This is a genomic window from Pseudomonas sp. NY15374, assembly GCF_048068255.1.
Taxonomy (GTDB): domain Bacteria; phylum Pseudomonadota; class Gammaproteobacteria; order Pseudomonadales; family Pseudomonadaceae; genus Aquipseudomonas; species Aquipseudomonas machongensis.
In genome coordinates this window covers 518,135-534,765 of sequence record NZ_JBLUPZ010000001.1, presented here as the reverse complement: position 1 = coordinate 534,765, position 16,631 = coordinate 518,135, and the positions used below count along the sequence as shown (strand labels likewise).

At 64.8% G+C, this 16,631-nt stretch carries 13 protein-coding genes; 9 read left to right on the top strand and 4 right to left on the bottom strand.

Annotated elements, in window-relative coordinates; all coding sequences use genetic code 11:
* Positions 1-109 precede the first annotated feature (109 nt).
* From ACNFHO_RS02660 to ACNFHO_RS02635, 6 genes are all read left to right on the top strand, one after another.
* Positions 110-1,279 carry a porin gene (locus ACNFHO_RS02660; RefSeq protein ID WP_416765111.1) on the top strand — a complete coding sequence of 390 codons (1,170 nt, stop codon included), beginning with the start codon at positions 110-112 and terminating at the stop codon, positions 1,277-1,279.
* 47 nt (positions 1,280-1,326) lie between these two features.
* Positions 1,327-2,265 carry a LysR substrate-binding domain-containing protein gene (locus ACNFHO_RS02655; protein WP_416765109.1) on the top strand — a complete coding sequence of 313 codons (939 nt, stop codon included), beginning with the start codon at positions 1,327-1,329 and terminating at the stop codon, positions 2,263-2,265.
* Between the two features lie 513 nt (positions 2,266-2,778).
* Complete coding sequence (aldA, locus tag ACNFHO_RS02650) at positions 2,779-4,203, top strand: aldehyde dehydrogenase (RefSeq protein WP_416765107.1); 1,425 nt, start codon at positions 2,779-2,781, stop codon at positions 4,201-4,203.
* 82 nt (positions 4,204-4,285) lie between these two features.
* Entirely contained in the window at positions 4,286-5,578 is a 1,293-nt protein-coding gene (locus ACNFHO_RS02645) for an MFS transporter (protein ID WP_416765105.1), read from the top strand.
* Entirely contained in the window at positions 5,575-6,792 is a 1,218-nt protein-coding gene (locus tag ACNFHO_RS02640; protein WP_416765103.1) for a mandelate racemase/muconate lactonizing enzyme family protein, read from the top strand. Before ACNFHO_RS02645 ends, ACNFHO_RS02640 begins: the two co-directional genes overlap by 4 nt.
* Positions 6,793-6,846: 54 nt before the next feature.
* Positions 6,847-8,502 (top strand): GMC family oxidoreductase, encoded by a 1,656-nt coding sequence (locus ACNFHO_RS02635; RefSeq protein ID WP_416765102.1) that lies wholly within the window; start codon positions 6,847-6,849, stop codon positions 8,500-8,502.
* A 100-nt stretch (positions 8,503-8,602) separates the two neighbouring features.
* On the opposite strand, the gene ACNFHO_RS02630 is transcribed toward ACNFHO_RS02635, so the two are convergent.
* From ACNFHO_RS02630 to ACNFHO_RS02620, 3 genes are read right to left on the bottom strand one after another with little or no spacing between them, the layout of a single operon-like run.
* Complete coding sequence (locus ACNFHO_RS02630; RefSeq protein WP_416765100.1) at positions 8,603-9,625, bottom strand: histone deacetylase family protein; 1,023 nt, start codon at positions 9,623-9,625, stop codon at positions 8,603-8,605.
* Entirely contained in the window at positions 9,625-10,866 is a 1,242-nt protein-coding gene (locus tag ACNFHO_RS02625; protein ID WP_416765407.1) for a Zn-dependent hydrolase, read from the bottom strand. The genes ACNFHO_RS02630 and ACNFHO_RS02625 overlap by 1 nt, the downstream gene beginning before the upstream one ends.
* A gap of 27 nt (positions 10,867-10,893) precedes the next feature.
* Positions 10,894-12,198 (bottom strand): MFS transporter, encoded by a 1,305-nt coding sequence (locus tag ACNFHO_RS02620; RefSeq protein WP_054895603.1) that lies wholly within the window; start codon positions 12,196-12,198, stop codon positions 10,894-10,896.
* A 212-nt stretch (positions 12,199-12,410) separates the two neighbouring features.
* Between ACNFHO_RS02620 and ACNFHO_RS02615 the strand changes: the two genes are divergently transcribed.
* Together ACNFHO_RS02615 and ACNFHO_RS02610 are read left to right on the top strand one after the other, a co-directional pair.
* Positions 12,411-13,322 (top strand): LysR family transcriptional regulator, encoded by a 912-nt coding sequence (locus tag ACNFHO_RS02615; protein ID WP_054895604.1) that lies wholly within the window; start codon positions 12,411-12,413, stop codon positions 13,320-13,322.
* A 216-nt stretch (positions 13,323-13,538) separates the two neighbouring features.
* Positions 13,539-14,474 (top strand): cyclase family protein, encoded by a 936-nt coding sequence (locus ACNFHO_RS02610; protein ID WP_416765097.1) that lies wholly within the window; start codon positions 13,539-13,541, stop codon positions 14,472-14,474.
* A gap of 36 nt (positions 14,475-14,510) precedes the next feature.
* Here the strand turns inward: ACNFHO_RS02610 and ACNFHO_RS02605 are convergent, their stop codons facing one another.
* A complete protein-coding gene (locus ACNFHO_RS02605; RefSeq protein WP_054891435.1) occupies positions 14,511-15,404 on the bottom strand; it encodes a LysR family transcriptional regulator in 894 nt (297 codons plus the stop codon).
* A 147-nt stretch (positions 15,405-15,551) separates the two neighbouring features.
* Here ACNFHO_RS02605 and ACNFHO_RS02600 point away from each other — a divergent pair, with 147 nt between their 5' ends.
* Positions 15,552-16,631, top strand: coding sequence for a 4-oxalomesaconate tautomerase (locus tag ACNFHO_RS02600; RefSeq protein WP_082430640.1), 1,080 nt, complete (start codon positions 15,552-15,554; stop codon positions 16,629-16,631).

Below are 16,631 nucleotides of genomic sequence, written 5' to 3'. Positions count from 1 at the left end.
CGCACCGCTGTATCTGTGGGAGGGGCGGTTCGCCGCTGCAACTTGCCCCGCGATTGGGCTGCACAGCGGCCCCAATAACGACAAGAAACCACCAAAGGTGCCTCCACCCATGCCCGCACTTCCGTTGCGTCACACCCTGCTTCCCGCCCTGCTGACCCTCAGCGCCGCCGCCCACGCCGTGCCGATCACCGAGAACCTCGACGTCGGCGGTGCGATCCGCGCACGCTTCGACCACGACCCCGACCGCAAGATCGACAAGGCCGGCCTGGACACCATCATGCTGCGCGCCAACTACGATTCGGACAGCTGGATCGGCGCCGTGCGCTACCGCTTCTATGGCAAGGCCTACCCCTACCAGTACACCGACAAGGTCGGCGACATCCAGTTCGCCGAGTACGCCTGGGTCGGCTACAAGTTCGACGAGAACCGCCAGGTCCAGGTCGGCCTGAACAAGATCCCCTTCGGCCTGCAGCCGTACTTCGGCAGCACCTTCTACGAGACCCTCGGCAACGTGATCGGCCTGGAGGACGTCGAGGCGGTGGGCGCCAAGTACATCCACCAGCAAGGCGACTGGAACCTGCAACTGGGTCTCTACGGACGCCCCGCCTGGCCTGGCCGCGGCACCAGCAACGGCACCACCTACTCCAGCGTGGTGACCTCGGCCGACGACTATGTCGCCAACGGCAGCCGCAACCAGGAGCGCCAGCTCGCCGTGGCGCGCCTGGCGCGCTCGTTCAAGCTCGGCGACTGGCAATCGGAGGCCGGCATCTCGGGCCTGACCTCGCGCCTGGAAAACCGCGACACCCACGACGACGGCCGGCGCAATGTGATCGGCGTGCACTACCTGGGCAAGAACGGCCCCTGGGGCGTGCAGATGCTTGCCGCGCGCCAGCAGATGTCGCCACGCAACCCGGACAACAGCGAGCGAGTGACCTTCGGTGGCTACGACGGCACCTACAACGTCGCCAGTCGCGGTAACCTGTACGTCGGCGACCTCAGCTACAGCGTGCCCGGCACCTTTCTCGGCGACTGGGTCAGCGGGGTCACGCTGTATGGCAACTACAGCCGCTTCGACAAGTCCGCCAGCGGCTTCGACAGCTCCGAACGCTTCATCCTCGGCACCTCGTTCTCGGTGCGCAGCTTCTACATCGCGGTGGAGTGGCTCAACGGACGCAACGACCCGTACATCGGCGGCAGCAGCTACACCGAAAGCCTCGCCCAGGGCGGCACCGACCATTGGGAGAACCAGCTGTACATGAACATCGGCTATTACTTCTGAAACCCCGGGCCGCTGTGCGGCCCCACTCCCACCAGGAGACCCGGCGAGTGAAACGCAAGATCCCGGCACTCAACGCCCTCAAAGCCTTCGAGGTGGCCGGCAGCACCGGCAGCTTCACCCGCGCCGCCGAACTGCTCAATGTCACCCAGAGCGCGGTCAGCCGCCAGGTGCGTCAGCTTGAAGAGCAGCTTGGCGAATCGCTTTTGCAGCGCCGCCACCATCACCTGCAGCTCACCGACGCCGGGCGTACGCTGCTCAATGCACTGCAGCAATCGTTCGACCGCATCGAGCTGACCGTACGCGGCATCCAGCAACGCCAGCACCCCACGCGCATCCGCCTCAACGCCCCGCCAACCTTTGCCAGCCGCTGGCTACTGCCGCGCCTTGGGCGCCTGCGTGAGGCGTGTCCGGGCCTGGAGGTGACGCTGACGACCCAGCTGCAGGACAACCTCGCGGAAATCGCCACGCTCGACTGCGCGATCCGTTTCGGCAATGGCGAATGGGATGGCCTGGACAGTTCACTGCTGATGCACGAACGGCACATCGCGGTGTGCTCGCCCTCGCTGCTGGCACAGCAGGAGGAGCGCCGGGTCGACCTGCACCATATGACCTTGCTGCATGTACTGGCCCGCGAGGACCAACGCTTCCTGACCTGGCGCCATTGGCTGGACGCCGCCAGGATCCAGGGCGTGGACCTGCGTGGCGGCTATGAATTCGACCTGCTGGACATGGCCATCCGCGCCGCCATCGACGGGTTGGGCATCACCATCGCCGACCGGCAGATGGTCGCCAGGGAGCTGGCTGCCGGGCAACTGGTGCAGGTGCTGGACGTGCAGGTCGATGGACATCAGTCGTACTGGTTCGTGACCCGACCGGACCAGCACCTGCCCGTGCATGTGGAGCAATTTCGCGAGTGGCTGATGCAGGAGGTGTGGCTGGCCGAGCGCAACCTGGGCGGCGCCTCCGAGGTGGCAGGCTGCGAATAGGCGGCGCCGCCATCGCGGGGCAAGTCGCGGCGCCGAACCGCCTACAACAGCCCCGCAACTTCTGAATACTGCTCCAGTTACCTGTTGAGCAACTGTCTTGCTCAAAAATCTGAGGCCTGCCCAATCCCTGTGGGAGCGGGTTTACCCGCGAAAAGAACACCGCGGAGCATGGCACCGGCTACGCCGGTGATCGCGGGACAAGCCCGCTCCCACAGGGATTGGGCTGGCCTTGGATTTATGAGCAAGACAGGTGCCCACAGGTACCGCGCCGATTTCAGAGTCGGTGGGGTACCTGTAGGAGTGGCGGTTCGGCACCCCGCTTGCCCGCGAAGCAGTCCCCCCAAGTAACATGCATTTAAAGCACATTACCCCCACGCATTAATCGTTTGTTCCCCGTCCCTGCCTGCGACAAATTGTTCGCCATAACCCACAAGAAAAACCGCTGCGCCAGCGCCGCCCCGTGCCCGCTCGCCAGCCCTTGTGGGCCCGTTCACCCCGCAAGCGGACAATTTCATGCGTACAGAGCACAACTTCATCGACGGTCGCTTCGTCGTCGCCCCCGAGCAACCCGCCCTGAGCGTGTTCGACCCGGCCACCGACGAGCAGGTCGGCAACGTCAGCGCCGCCAGCCCTGCCCAGGCGATCCAGGCCGTCGAAGCCGCCAGCCGCGCCCAGCGCAGCTGGGCTGCCCTGCCCTCGATCGAGCGTGCCCAGCACCTGCGCCGCCTGGCCGATGCCCTCGAAGCCTGCGCCGACGACATCGGTGCAGCGCTGGCCTGCGAATCCGGCAAGGCCCCCGGCGAAGCCCGCAACGAGGCGCTGTACGCCGCCGAGATCACCCGTTACCACGCCGAATGGGCACGCCGCATCGAAGGCGAAGTGATCCCTAGCGACACCCGCGACGAAACCCTCCTGCTCAAGCGCGAAGCCATCGGCGTGGTCGCCTGCCTGATCCCGTTCAACTACCCGGTCTACACCTTGCTGCGCAAGGTTGCCCCGGCGCTGATCGCCGGTAACACCGTCGTCGTGCGCCCAAGCAACAACACCCCGCTGTCGGCCTTCGCCATCGCCCGCGCCGTGCAACAGGCACAACTGCCCGACGGGGTGATCAACATCCTGGCCATGCAGCACGATGTCGCCGCCACCCTCTGCACCCAGCCGGCGGTCGGCATGATCACCCTCACCGGCAGCGTGCGCGCCGGGCGCACGGTGCTCGAATACTGCAAGGCCAACATCGCCAAGCCCTCGCTGGAGCTGGGCGGCAAGACCCCGGCCATCATCGAGGCCGATGCCGACCTGGAGGCCGCTGCCGCCGCCATCGTCGCCTCCAAGACCACCCACTGCGGCCAACTGTGCACCGCCATCGAGCGCGTCTATGTGCAGGCCAGCGTGCACCAGCGCTTCCTTGACCTGCTGCGCGACAAGTTCGCCGCCGTGCGCATCGGCAACCGCGCCGAGGATGCCGCCTGCATGGGCCCGCTGATCAGTGCAGGCTCGCGCGAGGAGATCCACGCCAAGGTGCAGCGCGCCGTGGCGGCCGGGGCCCGTATCGAAACCGGCGGCTACCTGCCCGAGGGCCCAGGCAATTTCTACCCCGCGACCCTGCTCAGCGCTTGCCGCCAGGACATGGAAATCGTCCAGGAAGAGACCTTCGGCCCGGTGCTGCCGGTACTGGCCTACGACACCCTCGACGAGGCCCTGGCCATGGCCAACGACCACCAGTTCGGGCTGTCGTCGGTGCTCTACAGCGAGAACTACCGCAGCGCCATGAAGCTGGCCAACGCCATCGAGGCTGGCGAGCTGTACGTCAACCGCACGCCTGCCGATCCGTACCAGGGCTACCACGCCGGCTGGAAACGCTCGGGGTTGGGCGGCGATGACGGCAAGCACGGCATGCTCGAATTCACCCAGACCCGCCTGGTGGTCCTCAAGTACTGACCCGCGCAGGGCACGCTGCCTGCGTGCCCTGCTCCACTGCCCTGCGACAACCCCAACGACAGATCCGCCCACGAGAACAACAATGAAAAAAACAATAAACCCCGAGGCGCTCAGCGTGCCCAGCACTTCTGCCAACTTCTCACGCTACCTGCAACTGGCCCTGCTGGTGCTGGCCGCTGGCGCCATCTACCCGATGCTGTACCTGCGCCAGGTGTACCAGAGCACCATGCTCGAGGCGCTGTCGATCAGCAACAGCGAGCTGGGCTACCTGTACTCGATCCTCGGCACCGCCTTCCTGGTCAGCTACCTGCCCAGCGGCTGGCTCGCCGACCGCATTTCACCGCGTTTCCTGATCAGCTTCTCGCTGGTCGGCACCGGCCTGCTCGGCGTCTGGTACGCCCAGTTGCCAGGCTTCGAAGCACTGCTGGCGATCTTCTGCGGCTTTGGCATCACCACCGGCCTGACCTTCTGGGCCTCGCTGATCAAGCGGGTCAAGATGATCGCGGGTGACAGCGAACAAGGCCGCTTCTTCGGCGTGCTCGATGGCGGCCGTGGCCTGGTCGAAGCGCTGCTGGCGACCATCGCCATCGCCCTGTTCGCCAAGGTCGCCGACAGTGCCGGTGGCAGCGCCGTGGGCCTGACTCGGGTCATCCACTTCTACGCTGCCTGCTGCGTGATCCTGGGCCTGGCGCTGATGCTGGTGCGCGACCCGCAGGTCAAGAGCAGCGCCCAGCAGGCCCGCGAAAAGGCCAACCTGCTGCACGACCTGCGCACCCTGATGGCGATCCCTGAACTGTGGCTGGTCACTGCGATCGTGTTCTGCGGCTACCACTTCTTCTGGGCCACCTACAGCTTCTCGGCCTACCTGCAGGAGGGTGGCTTCGGACTCAGCGCCACCGCAGCCGGCCTGATCACCACCATCAAGCTGTGGATGCGCCCGCTGGGCGGCATCGGCGGCGGCTGGTTGGGTGACCGCTTCTCCAAGACCGGCGTACTGGCCTGGGCCATGGTCCTCGCCGCCTTCGGCATGATCGGCCTGATCGTGCTGCCGAGCCTGCGGGTGCTGGGCGTGCTGGTGTTCCTGGTGATCTTCATCGGCCTGATGACCTACGCCATCCGCGGCCTGTACTGGGCCATCCTCGACGACTGCCAGGTGCCACTGCGGGTCACGGGCCTGGCGATCGGCATCATCTCTCTGGTCGGCTACTCGCCTGACGTGTTCCTGCCCCTGCTCAACGGCTGGATCATCGATCACTTCCCAGGCTTCCTCGGCTACCAGATCTACTTCTCCTACGTCGTGGTGATGGGCCTGCTCGGCGTTGTCGCCACCCTCATCCTGAACAAACGCATCAAGTCCAAGGCGGGCAAAGCATGAAGATCGTATCCCTGCAAACCCACGTGGTGGCCGTGCCACCGCCGCATGTCGGCGGCATGTACTGGCTGTTCGTCACCCTCAAGACCGACTGCGGCATCGAGGGCGTCGGCGAGATCTACGCCGCGACCTTCCATCCGCGCGCCATGGTGCCGGTCATCGAGGATGTGTTCGAGCGCTACCTGCTCGACCAGGACCCGCACCATATCGAGCGCTTCTTCCGCCGCGCCTACTCCAGCGGTTTCACCCAGCGCCCGGACCTGACCATGATGGGCGTGGTCAGCGGCCTGGAAATGGCCTGCTGTGACATCATCGGCAAGGCCGCGAACAAGCCGGTCTACGAGCTGCTCGGCGGCCAGGTGCACGAGCGCCTGCGCTCCTACACCTACCTCTACCCCGTCAACGCCCAGGGCGAGTACGACTACAGCGACCCAGACCTGGCCGCCGAGTGCGCCGTGCAGAACATGCAACTGGGCTTCACCGCGCTGAAGTTCGATCCGGCCGGCCCCTACACCGCGTTCTCCGGCCATCAGCTGTCGCTGGAGGTGCTGGAGCGCTGCGAAACCTTCTGCAAGCGCATCCGTGAAGCGGTGGGCAACCGTTGCGACCTGCTGTTCGGCACCCACGGGCAGATGGTGCCGTCGTCGGCGATCCGCCTGGCCAAGCGCCTGGAAAAATACGATCCGCTGTGGTTCGAAGAGCCGATCCCACCGGGCCAGGAAGAAGCCATGGCCCAGGTCGCGGCCAAGACCAGCATTCCGATTGCCACCGGCGAGCGGCTGACCACCAAGTACGAGTTCTTCAAGCTGCTGCAGGCGGGCGGTGCGTCGATCCTGCAAATGAACGTCGGACGCTGCGGCGGCCTGCTCGAAGGCAAGAAGATCGCCAGCATGGCCGAGGCCTACTACGCGCAGATCGCCCCGCACCTCTACAACGGCCCGATCGGCGCGGCGGCGAGCTTCCAGCTGGCGGCCTGCACACCGAACTTCCTGATCCAGGAAAGCATCGGCACCTGGGGTGGCTTCCACGCCGAAATCCTCAAGAAGCCCCTGCAATGGGAAGACGGCTACATCATCCCGTCCCGCGAGCCGGGCCTCGGGGTCGAGCTGGACATGGACGTGGTACGCCGTCACTCGGGCTACCAAGGCGAGCGCCTGCACCTGCAGATGGCGCCGCATCCGGTCGACGTCAAGGACGTCTCGCCGGCCAAAGGTTGAGCGTCAAGCCGCCCCGGCCTCGGGGCGGCCCTCTATTCACAGGGTTAGCGATAAATGAACGATTTTGACTACATCATCGCCGGCGCAGGCTCGGCTGGCTGCATCCTCGCCGCGCGCCTGAGCGAGTCGGGGCGCCACAGCGTGCTGCTGCTCGAAGCCGGCGGCAAGGACAGCTCGCCATGGTTCAAGCTGCCGGTGGGCTTCGCCAAGCTCTACTACAACCCCACCTTCAACTGGATGTACTACACCCAGCCCCAGGCCCATCTGGCCGGGCGCAACCTGTATGCGCCGCGCGGCAAGGTGCAAGGGGGTTCCGGTTCGATCAACGCGATGATCTACGTACGCGGCCAGGCTCATGATTTCGATGACTGGGCCGCCAATGGCGCCGAGGGCTGGTCGTTCAAGGACGTGCTGCCGTATTTTCGCAAGCTCGAATCGCACCCGGCTGGGGCCAGCGAATACCACGGTGCCAGCGGGCCGATCGGCATCACCCCGATGAAGGGCCAGGCCCATCCGATCTGCGATGTGTTTCTCGAAGGCTGCGAGCAACTGGGCTACCCGCGCAGCGAAGACTTCAACGGCAAGCACTTCGAAGGCGCCGGCATCTACGACGTCAACGTGCGTGACGGCCAACGCAGCTCCAGCAGCTTCGCCTACCTGCACCCGGCGCTGGGGCGCCCGAACCTGCACATCGAGCATCACGCCTTGGTCGAACAGGTGTTGCTCGAGGGCAAGCGCGCGGTCGGCGTCCGCATTTCGCAAAACGGCGTAGCGCGCGAGTTTCGTGCCCGCCGCGAGGTAATCCTGGCGGCAGGTGCGGTGGACACGCCCAAGATCCTGCAACTGTCCGGCATCGGTGACCGCGCCCTGCTCGACCGGCACGGCATCGACACCCGCCACCACCTGCCGGCCGTGGGCAAGAACCTGCAGGACCACCTGTGCGTGAGCTACTACTACAAGGCCAATATCCCGACCCTGAACGATGTGTTCGGCTCGCTGTTGGGCAAGCTCAAGCTCGGCCTGCAATACCTGCTGACCCGCAAGGGGCCGCTGGCGCTGAGCGTCAACCAGTCCGGCGGGTTCTTCCGCAGCGATGCCCAACAGGCGCACCCGAACCTGCAGCTGTACTTCAACCCGCTGTCGTACCAGATTCCCAAGAACAACAAGGCCAGTTTGCAGCCGGAGCCTTACTCGGGCTTCCTGCTGTGCTTCAACCCCTGCCGACCGACCAGCCGCGGCGAAGTCCGCATCGCCTCGCGCGATCCGCGTGAGCCTGCGCTGATCGATCCGAACTACCTGAGCACGCAGAAAGACATCGACGAGGCCATCCAGGGCAGCCGTCTGATGCGCTCGATCATGCAGGCCCCGGCGCTGCGCGCGATCACGGTCGAGGAAGTGCTGCCGGGCCCGGCGGTGGACGACGACGCGAGCATGCTGCAGTACTTTCGCGAGAACTGCGGATCGATCTATCACCTGTGCGGCAGTTGCGCGATGGGCAACGACCCGTCGACCAGCGTGGTGGATGCGCGATTGGCAGTGCATGGGCTGGAGGGGCTGCGCATCGTCGATGCCTCGGTATTCCCCAATGTGACCTCAGGCAATACCAACGCGGCAGTGATGATGGTGGCAGAAAAAGGTGCAGACCTGATTCTGGAATCGGCCGGGCAAACGGCCCCGGCCATGGCCGAGACTCAACGCCGCTCGGCCTGAGCGGCAAAGGCCAACCGGGCGAGCTGCACAGCAGCTTGCCCGGTTTTGGCGAGCAAAAAGGCGACTTAACGCGGCAAAACAATCCATTTGGATGCCAATATCAACGCCAGTCACTCGTTTGAGCGAAGAACGCCTGGGCATTCGCTTCCAGGCTCTGCAGGTGATAGCCGCCCTCCTGCACGATCAGGCACGGCAGCCCCAGCTCGCGAATCCGCTCGCCGAGCGTGGCGAAGCCCTGGGTCGTGACCGCCACCTTGCTCTGCGGGTCGAGTTCGTAGATATCGAAGCCGAGCGACAGCACCAGCACCTCGGCATCGAAATCCTTCACCGCATCCAGGGCAATGCCCAGTTGCGCCATGAAATCCCCTTCGCTCGCGCCATGGGCCATCGGCAAGTTCAGGTTGTAACCCTCGCCCTCACCCGTGCCGCGCTCGTCGGCAAAGCCGGCCACGCCCGGGTAGAAGTTTGTGGGATCACCGTGCACCGAGACATACAGCACGTCGTTGCGCGCGTAGAAGATCTCCTGGATGCCCTGGCCGTGGTGCATGTCGGTGTCCAGCACTGCGACCTTGTGGTAACGCTCGCGCAATACCTGGGCGGCGACGGCCGCATTGTTGAGGTAGCAGAAACCGCCTGCAGCCTCGACGCGTGCGTGGTGCCCTGGCGGTCGGCACAGCGCGTAGGCCGCACGCTCACCGTCGAGAATCGCCCGTGCCCCGGCAACCGCACTCTGCGCCGACCAGTAGGCCGAGCGCCAGGTCTGCTCGCCCACCGGGCAACTGCCATCGGCCAGGTAGCGCGCGGCCTGGGCCAGGATGCCGCGCAAGGCGTTGGGTTCGCGCACGAAGATGTTCGACATCACTTCATCGCCCCAATCCTCGGGCACTTCTTTCCAGCGCGCATGGGCCTCCTGGAGGAAGGCCAGGTAGGCCTCGCCATGCACCGCAGCGAGCGGCGCCAGGCCGGCATCCTGCGGTTGGCGGATGTCCATGTCCAGGTCGCGGGCCGCTTGCAGCAGGCGCTGAGCGCGCTCAGGGACTTCCTGGGAGGTGCGCATGGCACCCCGGGAGTAGTAGCTGCGCGGATGGTGCAGCAGTTGTTCGGGGTGGAAATAGCAGCGCATCAGGCCTCTCCTGGTTCGACACGGCCGGCACGGGCCAGCACGGCGTTGAGCAATACATCGGCGCCGTTACGGGCGTCGTCGGGCAGCACGTCTTCGGCTTCGTTGTGGCTCAGGCCGCCCACGCAAGGGATGAAGATCATGGCTGTCGGGCAGTAGCGCGCCAGCAGAATCGCATCGTGCCCGGCGCCACTGACGATCCGCTGCTGGGTATGGCCGAGGGCATCGACCGCGTGCTGCACCGTCGCCACACACTCGGCGTCGAACGGGGTGGCCGGGCTGACCCAGTGCCGCGTGACGCTCACCTGCAGCCCGCGCTGGGCGGCGACAGCCTGCAGCAACTCACCCAGGCCACGTTCCATGGCCTCGATGGCTTCGTCGCGGTGATGGCGCAGGTCGACGGTAAAGCGCACCAAGCCCGGGATCGTGTTGCGCGACGCTTTGGCGATGGACAGTTCGCCCACCGTGGTCAGGCCTTCAGGGGCGAAGTCGACCGCCAGTTGCTCCACCGCCTGGATCATTCGCGCAGCGCCATACAACGCATCCTTGCGCAGAGCCATCGGCGTGGTGCCCGCGTGGGCGGCCATGCCCTGGACCGTCACGTCGAGCCAGCGAATCGCCTGACCGCCCGTCACCACGCCAATGCTCTTGGCATTGTCTTCCAGGATCGGCCCCTGCTCGATGTGCGCCTCGAAATAGGCGTCCACCGGCCCGCCCAATGGCCGCTCACCCGCATAGCCAGTGGAGGCCAGCGCCTCGGCGACGCTGATGCCATCGGCATCGTGGATCGCCAGGGCCTGCTGCAGGTCGAGCACGCCAGTGAACACCGCCGAGCCGAACATCGCCGGGGTGAAGCGTGCGCCCTCCTCGTTGGTCCACACAGCGATTTCCAGGGGTTTGCGGGTCTGGATGCCGAGGTCGTTCAAGCGGCGCATCACCTCCAGGCCCGCCAGCACGCCATACACACCATCGAAGCGCCCACCTTCAGGCTGGGTGTCCAGGTGGCTGCCCATCATCACCGGCGCGGCCTGCGGGTCGAGGCCGGGGCGCCGGGCGAACAGATTGCCGATGGCATCCACCGACAGGCTCAAGCCAGCCTCGCGGCACCAACCGGCGAACAGCTCGCGGCCGGCCTTGTCGTCCTCGCTCAAGGCCAGGCGGCAACTGCCACCACGGGCGGTAGCGCCGACCTCGGCCATGGCCATCAGGCTCGCCCACAGGCGTTCGCCACTGCTTTTCAACATCATGGGTACTCCAGTCGAATCGGGATTTCAGGCCAGCTCGAGGCGCTGGCTGTGGGCATACTGGCGGGCCAGGGCCAGTACACAGACCAGCGAGATGCTGGCGATCAAGGTGTAGAACAGCGCCATCGGCCACCAGTGGCCGCTGAACTGATGGGCAAGCCAGGTGCCGATCAACGGCGTCAGGCCACCGGCGATGGCGCCGCACACCTGGTAGGCCAGGGAAATCGCGGTGTAGCGCACCCGCGTCGGGAACATGCCGCTGACGAAGCCGGCAATCACCGCGTAGAACGACGCCATGCAAGCCGCCGCCAGGGCGATACCGAGCACGATCAGCGGCCCCTGCCCGGAGCTGACCAGCACGAACATCGGGTAGGGCGAAGCCATCGCCAGCAGCGCCATCAGGGCAAGGAAGCGGGTGGCGCCGAGCTTCTCCGACAGCCAGGCCGCAACCGGCTGCACACAGAACTGGATGATCGCCACGAAGAACAGGCACTCAAGGATCAGCGCGCGCTCCAGGTGCAGCTGCTGGGTGGTGTAACTGATCATGAAGGTGTTGGTGAAGTAGACGCCGGCGATGCCCAGCGTATTGGCACCGATGCACAGCAACAGCGGACGCCAGGCGGTACGCAGCACCTCCAGCACCGGCGCCTGCTCCTTGCGCTGGGCCTTGAGCGCCTGCTCGCGGCTGGCGATGAATTCCGGCGACTCGTTGACCCCCAGGCGAATCGCCAGGCCCACCAGCAGCAGCAACGCACTGGCCAGGAACGGCAGGCGCCAGCCCCAGCTCATCAGGTCTTCTTCCGGAAGGCGGGTGACGGCGCCAAAGGCCAGCAACGAGAGGATCAACCCGGCCGGGCTGCCCAGCTGGGCGAACGATGCGAAAAAGGTACGTCGGCCCTTGGGCGCATGCTCGCCCGCCATCAACACCGCCCCGCCCCACTCGCCACCCACGGCGATGCCCTGGACGATACGCAGCAGGATCAGCAGCACCGGTGCGGTGGCGCCGATCTGTGCGTAGGTCGGCAGCAGGCCGATACCGATGGTGACGACGCCCATCATCAGCAGGGTGATGACCAGGGATTTCTTGCGCCCGATGCGGTCACCCACATGGCCGAACACGATGCCGCCCAATGGCCGGGCGAAAAAGCCCACGGCGAAGGTGCCGAAGGCCGCCATGGTGCTGAACAGGCTGTTGTCGGAAGGAAAGAACAAGGCACCGAACACCAGGGCGGCGGCAGTGGCGTAGATGTAGAAGTCGTACCATTCGATCATGGTGCCGATGAACGCGGCGGCCGCGGCCCGGCGTGGCTGGGGCGAAGCGGAAGGCTGCATGGGGGTGGCTCCTTTGCTTGTTGTTCTGGCAGGAGTTGAGGGTCACGGTGGCGCTCTTTGGCGCTTGGTCTTGCTGCAGGGGTGGCCGTTTCACGGGCAAGCCCGCTTTTACTGGCCCCTGCATGCCCTTGATTTATCGGCCTGGGGCTATGATTAGTCAATTTTCTATTTATTATTCGAATTATTAGACGCACTTATAATTCGAGCCCATCATGTCCGACCGCCTGCTCAACGACCGCCTCGACTGGAACCTGCTGCGCACCTTCCGCGTGATCGGCCAGGAACTCTCCATCAGCCGCGCGGCCGCTCGCCTGCACCTTACGCAACCTGCCGTGAGCCAGGCGCTCAAGCGCCTGGAAGAACAACTCGGCCGCCAGCTCATCGCCCGCCGCGGCCCACGCTTCGTGCTTACCGAAACGGGCGAGCAACTGTTCCAGCTCGCAGGCGAGGTGTATGGGCAGATGTCGCAGATCGGTGGGCTGCTGGAGCAGCCTGCTGACGAAGTGGTGGGCAAGGTGCGCCTGCTGATGATCAGCCGTATCGTCAGTGAGCGCTTCGACGACTTTCTCGCCGACTTTCATCGCCAGCACCCACGGGTGGAGTTGGAAATCGACGTCATGCGCAGCTCCGACATCGTCGCCGCCCTGCAGGAAAAGACCGCCACCGCAGGCCTGAGCCTCAACCGCCGTGCCCAACCGCGCCTGGAGCAACGCCTGTTCCTGCGCCAGCGCTATGCCTTCTTCTGCGGCAAGCACCATGCGCTGTTCGGCGCCCAGGAAGGCGACCTGCAACGGGAGAATTTCGTCAGTTTCACCAGCGACCAGATTGGCGGCATGCTCTCGCCATTGACCATCTTCCGCGACCAGCAAGGGTTTTCCGGCAGGATCGTCGCGTCCTCCCCGAGCCTTGAAGAAGTGCGTCGGCTGGTGATCGCAGGGTTCGGTATAGGGTGCCTGCCCGAGCATGTGGTGGCCGCAGATGTGCAGGCCGGGCTGCTATGGAAGCTGGCGCCGCATGAAGGGATTGCCGATGTGGATATCCACCTGCTGTGGAACCGCGAGCAGCGCTTGAGTCGGGCAGAGGGGGTGTTTATCGAGGCGTTGCAGCGGTGTCTGGAGGTGTGATTGTCGAGTGTTCTCAGGTAGCTGGACACCGTGATGGCGGAAGCAACGGCCTCATCCATCAATCTAAAAGCCAGCTCAATTCCTGTGGGAGCGGGCTTGTCCCGCGATGGCCCCCCTGTTGCCCCACAGACAAAAGTGATTGTCCCGACCGCTACTTTTTCCCAGACCGCCCGCTGCCGAGAATCTCCCGACTGCATTTCACACCTCGGAGATTCCATGAAAGCGTTCAAACCCCTGCTCCTGGCCACCGCACTGGCCGCCACTGCGCACAGTGCACTGGCCGCCGACTGGCAAGCCTCGCCTTATGGCGCCCAGGATGAAATCGGCGCGGCCAACCTGCTCACCCCCGACGTGGTCAAGCAGGCCGCCGAGTTGATCAAGACCGGCAAGACCTACCCCCTTGCCGTGCCGGTGAGCAAGGACCTGCCAGCCTTTCGCCACCGCAGCTTCCACCTCTACAACATCCAGCCCGGCGAACAGGCCGGCCAGACCCTCGGTCGCAACAAGTTCACCTTCAACGATGAACTGGTCAACGGCTGGACCGGCGTCGGCACCCAGCTCAACGGCATCGGCCATATCGGCATCGACAACGTCTACTACAACGGCAACAAGGCCGCCGATTTCGTCACGGTCGAAGGCGTGACGAAGCTTGGGATCGAAAAGGTACCGCCGATGGTGACCCGCGGCGTGGTGCTGGACATGACCGCACACTACGGCCAGGCCATCGTTCCCGGCGGCACCGCGTTCACCGTCGCCGACATCCAGGCCGTGCTGAAAAAGCAGCACATCACCCTGCGCAAAGGCGATGTGGTGCTGTTCAACACCGGTTGGCTGGAATTGATCGGCAAGGATAACGCGCAGTTTCTCGCCACCGAGCCCGGCATCGACCTGCCGGCTGCACAATGGCTGGCCGACCAGGGCATCGTCGCCTTCGGCGGTGATACCTGGGCCTCGGAGGTGTATCCAAACCCCACGGGCGAAGAGTTCCCGGTCAACCAGTTCATGCTGGCCAAGCGCGGGATCTACAACCTCGAGCTGATCGACACTCGGGCGCTGGTCAAGGACAAGGCCTTCGAGTTCATGTTCGTGCTTGGCCAGCCGCTCTACAAAGGCTCGACCCAGGTGAACATCAACCCGGTGGCGATTCGCTGACCGAGGCGCAACAGCCCGCCCTGTCTACAGGGCGGCTCACACGTTCGGCCACTGTTCCAGCAGGATCGAGACGAATTTCTCCGCCGCTGGCGACAATGAAGCGCCGCGGCGATACACAAGGCCCAGCGTGCGAGTCACCTCGGGCTCGATCAGCGGCACGCTGACCAGGGTCGGGTGATCGGCCGCCGGCATCGCCAGGCTCGGCATCGCCGACACCCCCAACCCGGCCTCGACCATGCCCAGCGAGGTCGACAGATGCTGTACCTCGTAGAACCATTTGGGCCGCAGCCCCAATCCCGACAGCGCGTGGTCGAGCAGCATGCGGTTGCCGCTGAGCCGCCCTACCCCGATCAGCCGGTGCTCGGCCAGTTCCGTCCAGCTCACCGATACGCGCCCGGCCAGCACATGGTCGCGCCGACAGGCCAGCACGAACTGCTCCTGCACCAGTGGAACGAACTCGATGTCCGGGTGCTGCCCGCTCATCATGTTGATCCCGAAATCGGCCTCGCCACGCAGCACCGCCTCGAGCCCGTCGTTGGCACTGAGGTCGAGCAGGCGAATGCGAATCTTGGGGTACTGTTCGTTGTAGAGGCGAATGACCGAGGGCAGGAAGTAGAACGCTGCGGTAGGGATGCAGGCCAAAGTCACCTGTCCGGTCTGACGCTCGGCCAGCTCGCGAATGCTCAGGATCGAATCCTCGAAATCGTCCAGCAGGCGCCGGGCCTTGGGTAGAAAGTCACGCCCGACACTGGTCAGTCCGACGCGCCGCGTGGTGCGTTCGAGCAGGGGTGTCCCAAGGCCGTCCTCAAGCTTCTTGATGCGGCGGCTCAAGGCTGGCTGCGACAAGTGCAAAACCTCTGCCGCCTCATGGAAACTGCCCAGTTCGGCGATTTTCACGAAAGATCGTATGTCTTGAAGCTCATATTCCATGCTGATTCTCTTTCAGACACTGGCCGATAATTTATGTGTATAACGCAATAATAGCGACGATATTTGCATTGGATTGATTTATCCACCCCTGTCACTCTTGTCCCATACACATCAATGATGTCCATTGATCAACAAGAGCTAGACTTCATGCAACGAATTCCTTGTGTGCTGATGCGCGGCGGGACCTCCAAGGGCCCCTTCTTCCATGCCTGGGACTTGCCGTCCAATATCGTCGAGCGCGACGAGATGCTGATCGCCCTGATGGGCTCGGGCCATGAACTGGAAATCGACGGCATTGGCGGCGGCAGCCCGCAGACCAGCAAGGTTGCGATCATCAGCCCCTCACTGCACCCCGATGCCGATGTCGATTATCTGTTCGTGCAGGTGATGGTCGCCGAGCGCCGTGTCGATACTGCGCCCAACTGCGGCAACATGCTTTGCGCGGTCGGCCCCTTCGCCATCGAACAAGGGCTGGTCAAGGGCAACGACGGCCAGACACTGGTCCGCATCCGCAACCTCAATACCGGCACATTCGTCAACTCGCTGGTACAGACGCCTGGCGGGATCGTGCGCTACGAGGGCCGTACCGCCATCGACGGCGTTCCTGGGACTGCGGCCCCTGTGCACCTGACATTCCTCGATGCCGTCGGCAGCAAGACCGGCAGCCTGTTCCCCACTGGCCAGTCCCAGCAGGTAATCGATGGCGTACCGGTCACCTGTATCGACATGGCCATGCCGATGATGATCGTCGACGCCCGTCACCTGGGGCTTGAGGGCAGCGAGAGCCCGGCTCAACTGGACGCCGATGCAAAGCTGCTCAAACGCCTCGAAGCCCTGCGGCTGAAGGCCGGCCGGGCCATGGGCCTGGGAGATGTAAGCAACATGGTGATCCCGAAGCCGGTCGTGGTATCCGCACCACGCTTCGATGGCACTCTGCAGGTTCGCTACTTCATGCCGCACAGCTGCCACCGGGCGCTGGCGATCACCGGTGCGATCGGACTGGCCACTGCCTGTGTCAGCCCCGGCACAGTGATCGGCGACCTGCTCGGTGAACAGGCCCTGACCCTGCGTGAGGTACGTCTGGAGCATCCAAGCGGGGCCATCGACATCGCCCTGTCGCGCTCCGGTGCCGATGGCCAGACACTGCAAGCCTCGGTGGTACGCACCGCACGCCGATTGTTCTCGGGGTTCGTCTACGCACCGTCCACGCGGCGACTCGCGGGCTAA

Excerpts from the sequence above, each read along its gene's own strand:
- ACNFHO_RS02605 (WP_054891435.1), bottom strand. The coding sequence starts at position 15,404 with ATGGAATATGAGCTTCAAGACATACGATCTTTCGTGAAAATCGCCGAA.
- ACNFHO_RS02610 (WP_416765097.1), top strand. The coding sequence starts at position 13,539 with ATGAAAGCGTTCAAACCCCTGCTCCTGGCCACCGCACTGGCCGCCACT.
- ACNFHO_RS02600 (WP_082430640.1), top strand. The coding sequence starts at position 15,552 with ATGCAACGAATTCCTTGTGTGCTGATGCGCGGCGGGACCTCCAAGGGC.
- ACNFHO_RS02645 (WP_416765105.1), top strand. The coding sequence starts at position 4,286 with ATGAAAAAAACAATAAACCCCGAGGCGCTCAGCGTGCCCAGCACTTCT.
- ACNFHO_RS02625 (WP_416765407.1), bottom strand. The coding sequence starts at position 10,866 with ATGTTGAAAAGCAGTGGCGAACGCCTGTGGGCGAGCCTGATGGCCATG.
- ACNFHO_RS02640 (WP_416765103.1), top strand. The coding sequence starts at position 5,575 with ATGAAGATCGTATCCCTGCAAACCCACGTGGTGGCCGTGCCACCGCCG.
- ACNFHO_RS02630 (WP_416765100.1), bottom strand. The coding sequence starts at position 9,625 with ATGCGCTGCTATTTCCACCCCGAACAACTGCTGCACCATCCGCGCAGC.
- ACNFHO_RS02615 (WP_054895604.1), top strand. The coding sequence starts at position 12,411 with ATGTCCGACCGCCTGCTCAACGACCGCCTCGACTGGAACCTGCTGCGC.
- ACNFHO_RS02660 (WP_416765111.1), top strand. The coding sequence starts at position 110 with ATGCCCGCACTTCCGTTGCGTCACACCCTGCTTCCCGCCCTGCTGACC.
- ACNFHO_RS02635 (WP_416765102.1), top strand. The coding sequence starts at position 6,847 with ATGAACGATTTTGACTACATCATCGCCGGCGCAGGCTCGGCTGGCTGC.
- aldA (WP_416765107.1), top strand. The coding sequence starts at position 2,779 with ATGCGTACAGAGCACAACTTCATCGACGGTCGCTTCGTCGTCGCCCCC.
- ACNFHO_RS02620 (WP_054895603.1), bottom strand. The coding sequence starts at position 12,198 with ATGCAGCCTTCCGCTTCGCCCCAGCCACGCCGGGCCGCGGCCGCCGCG.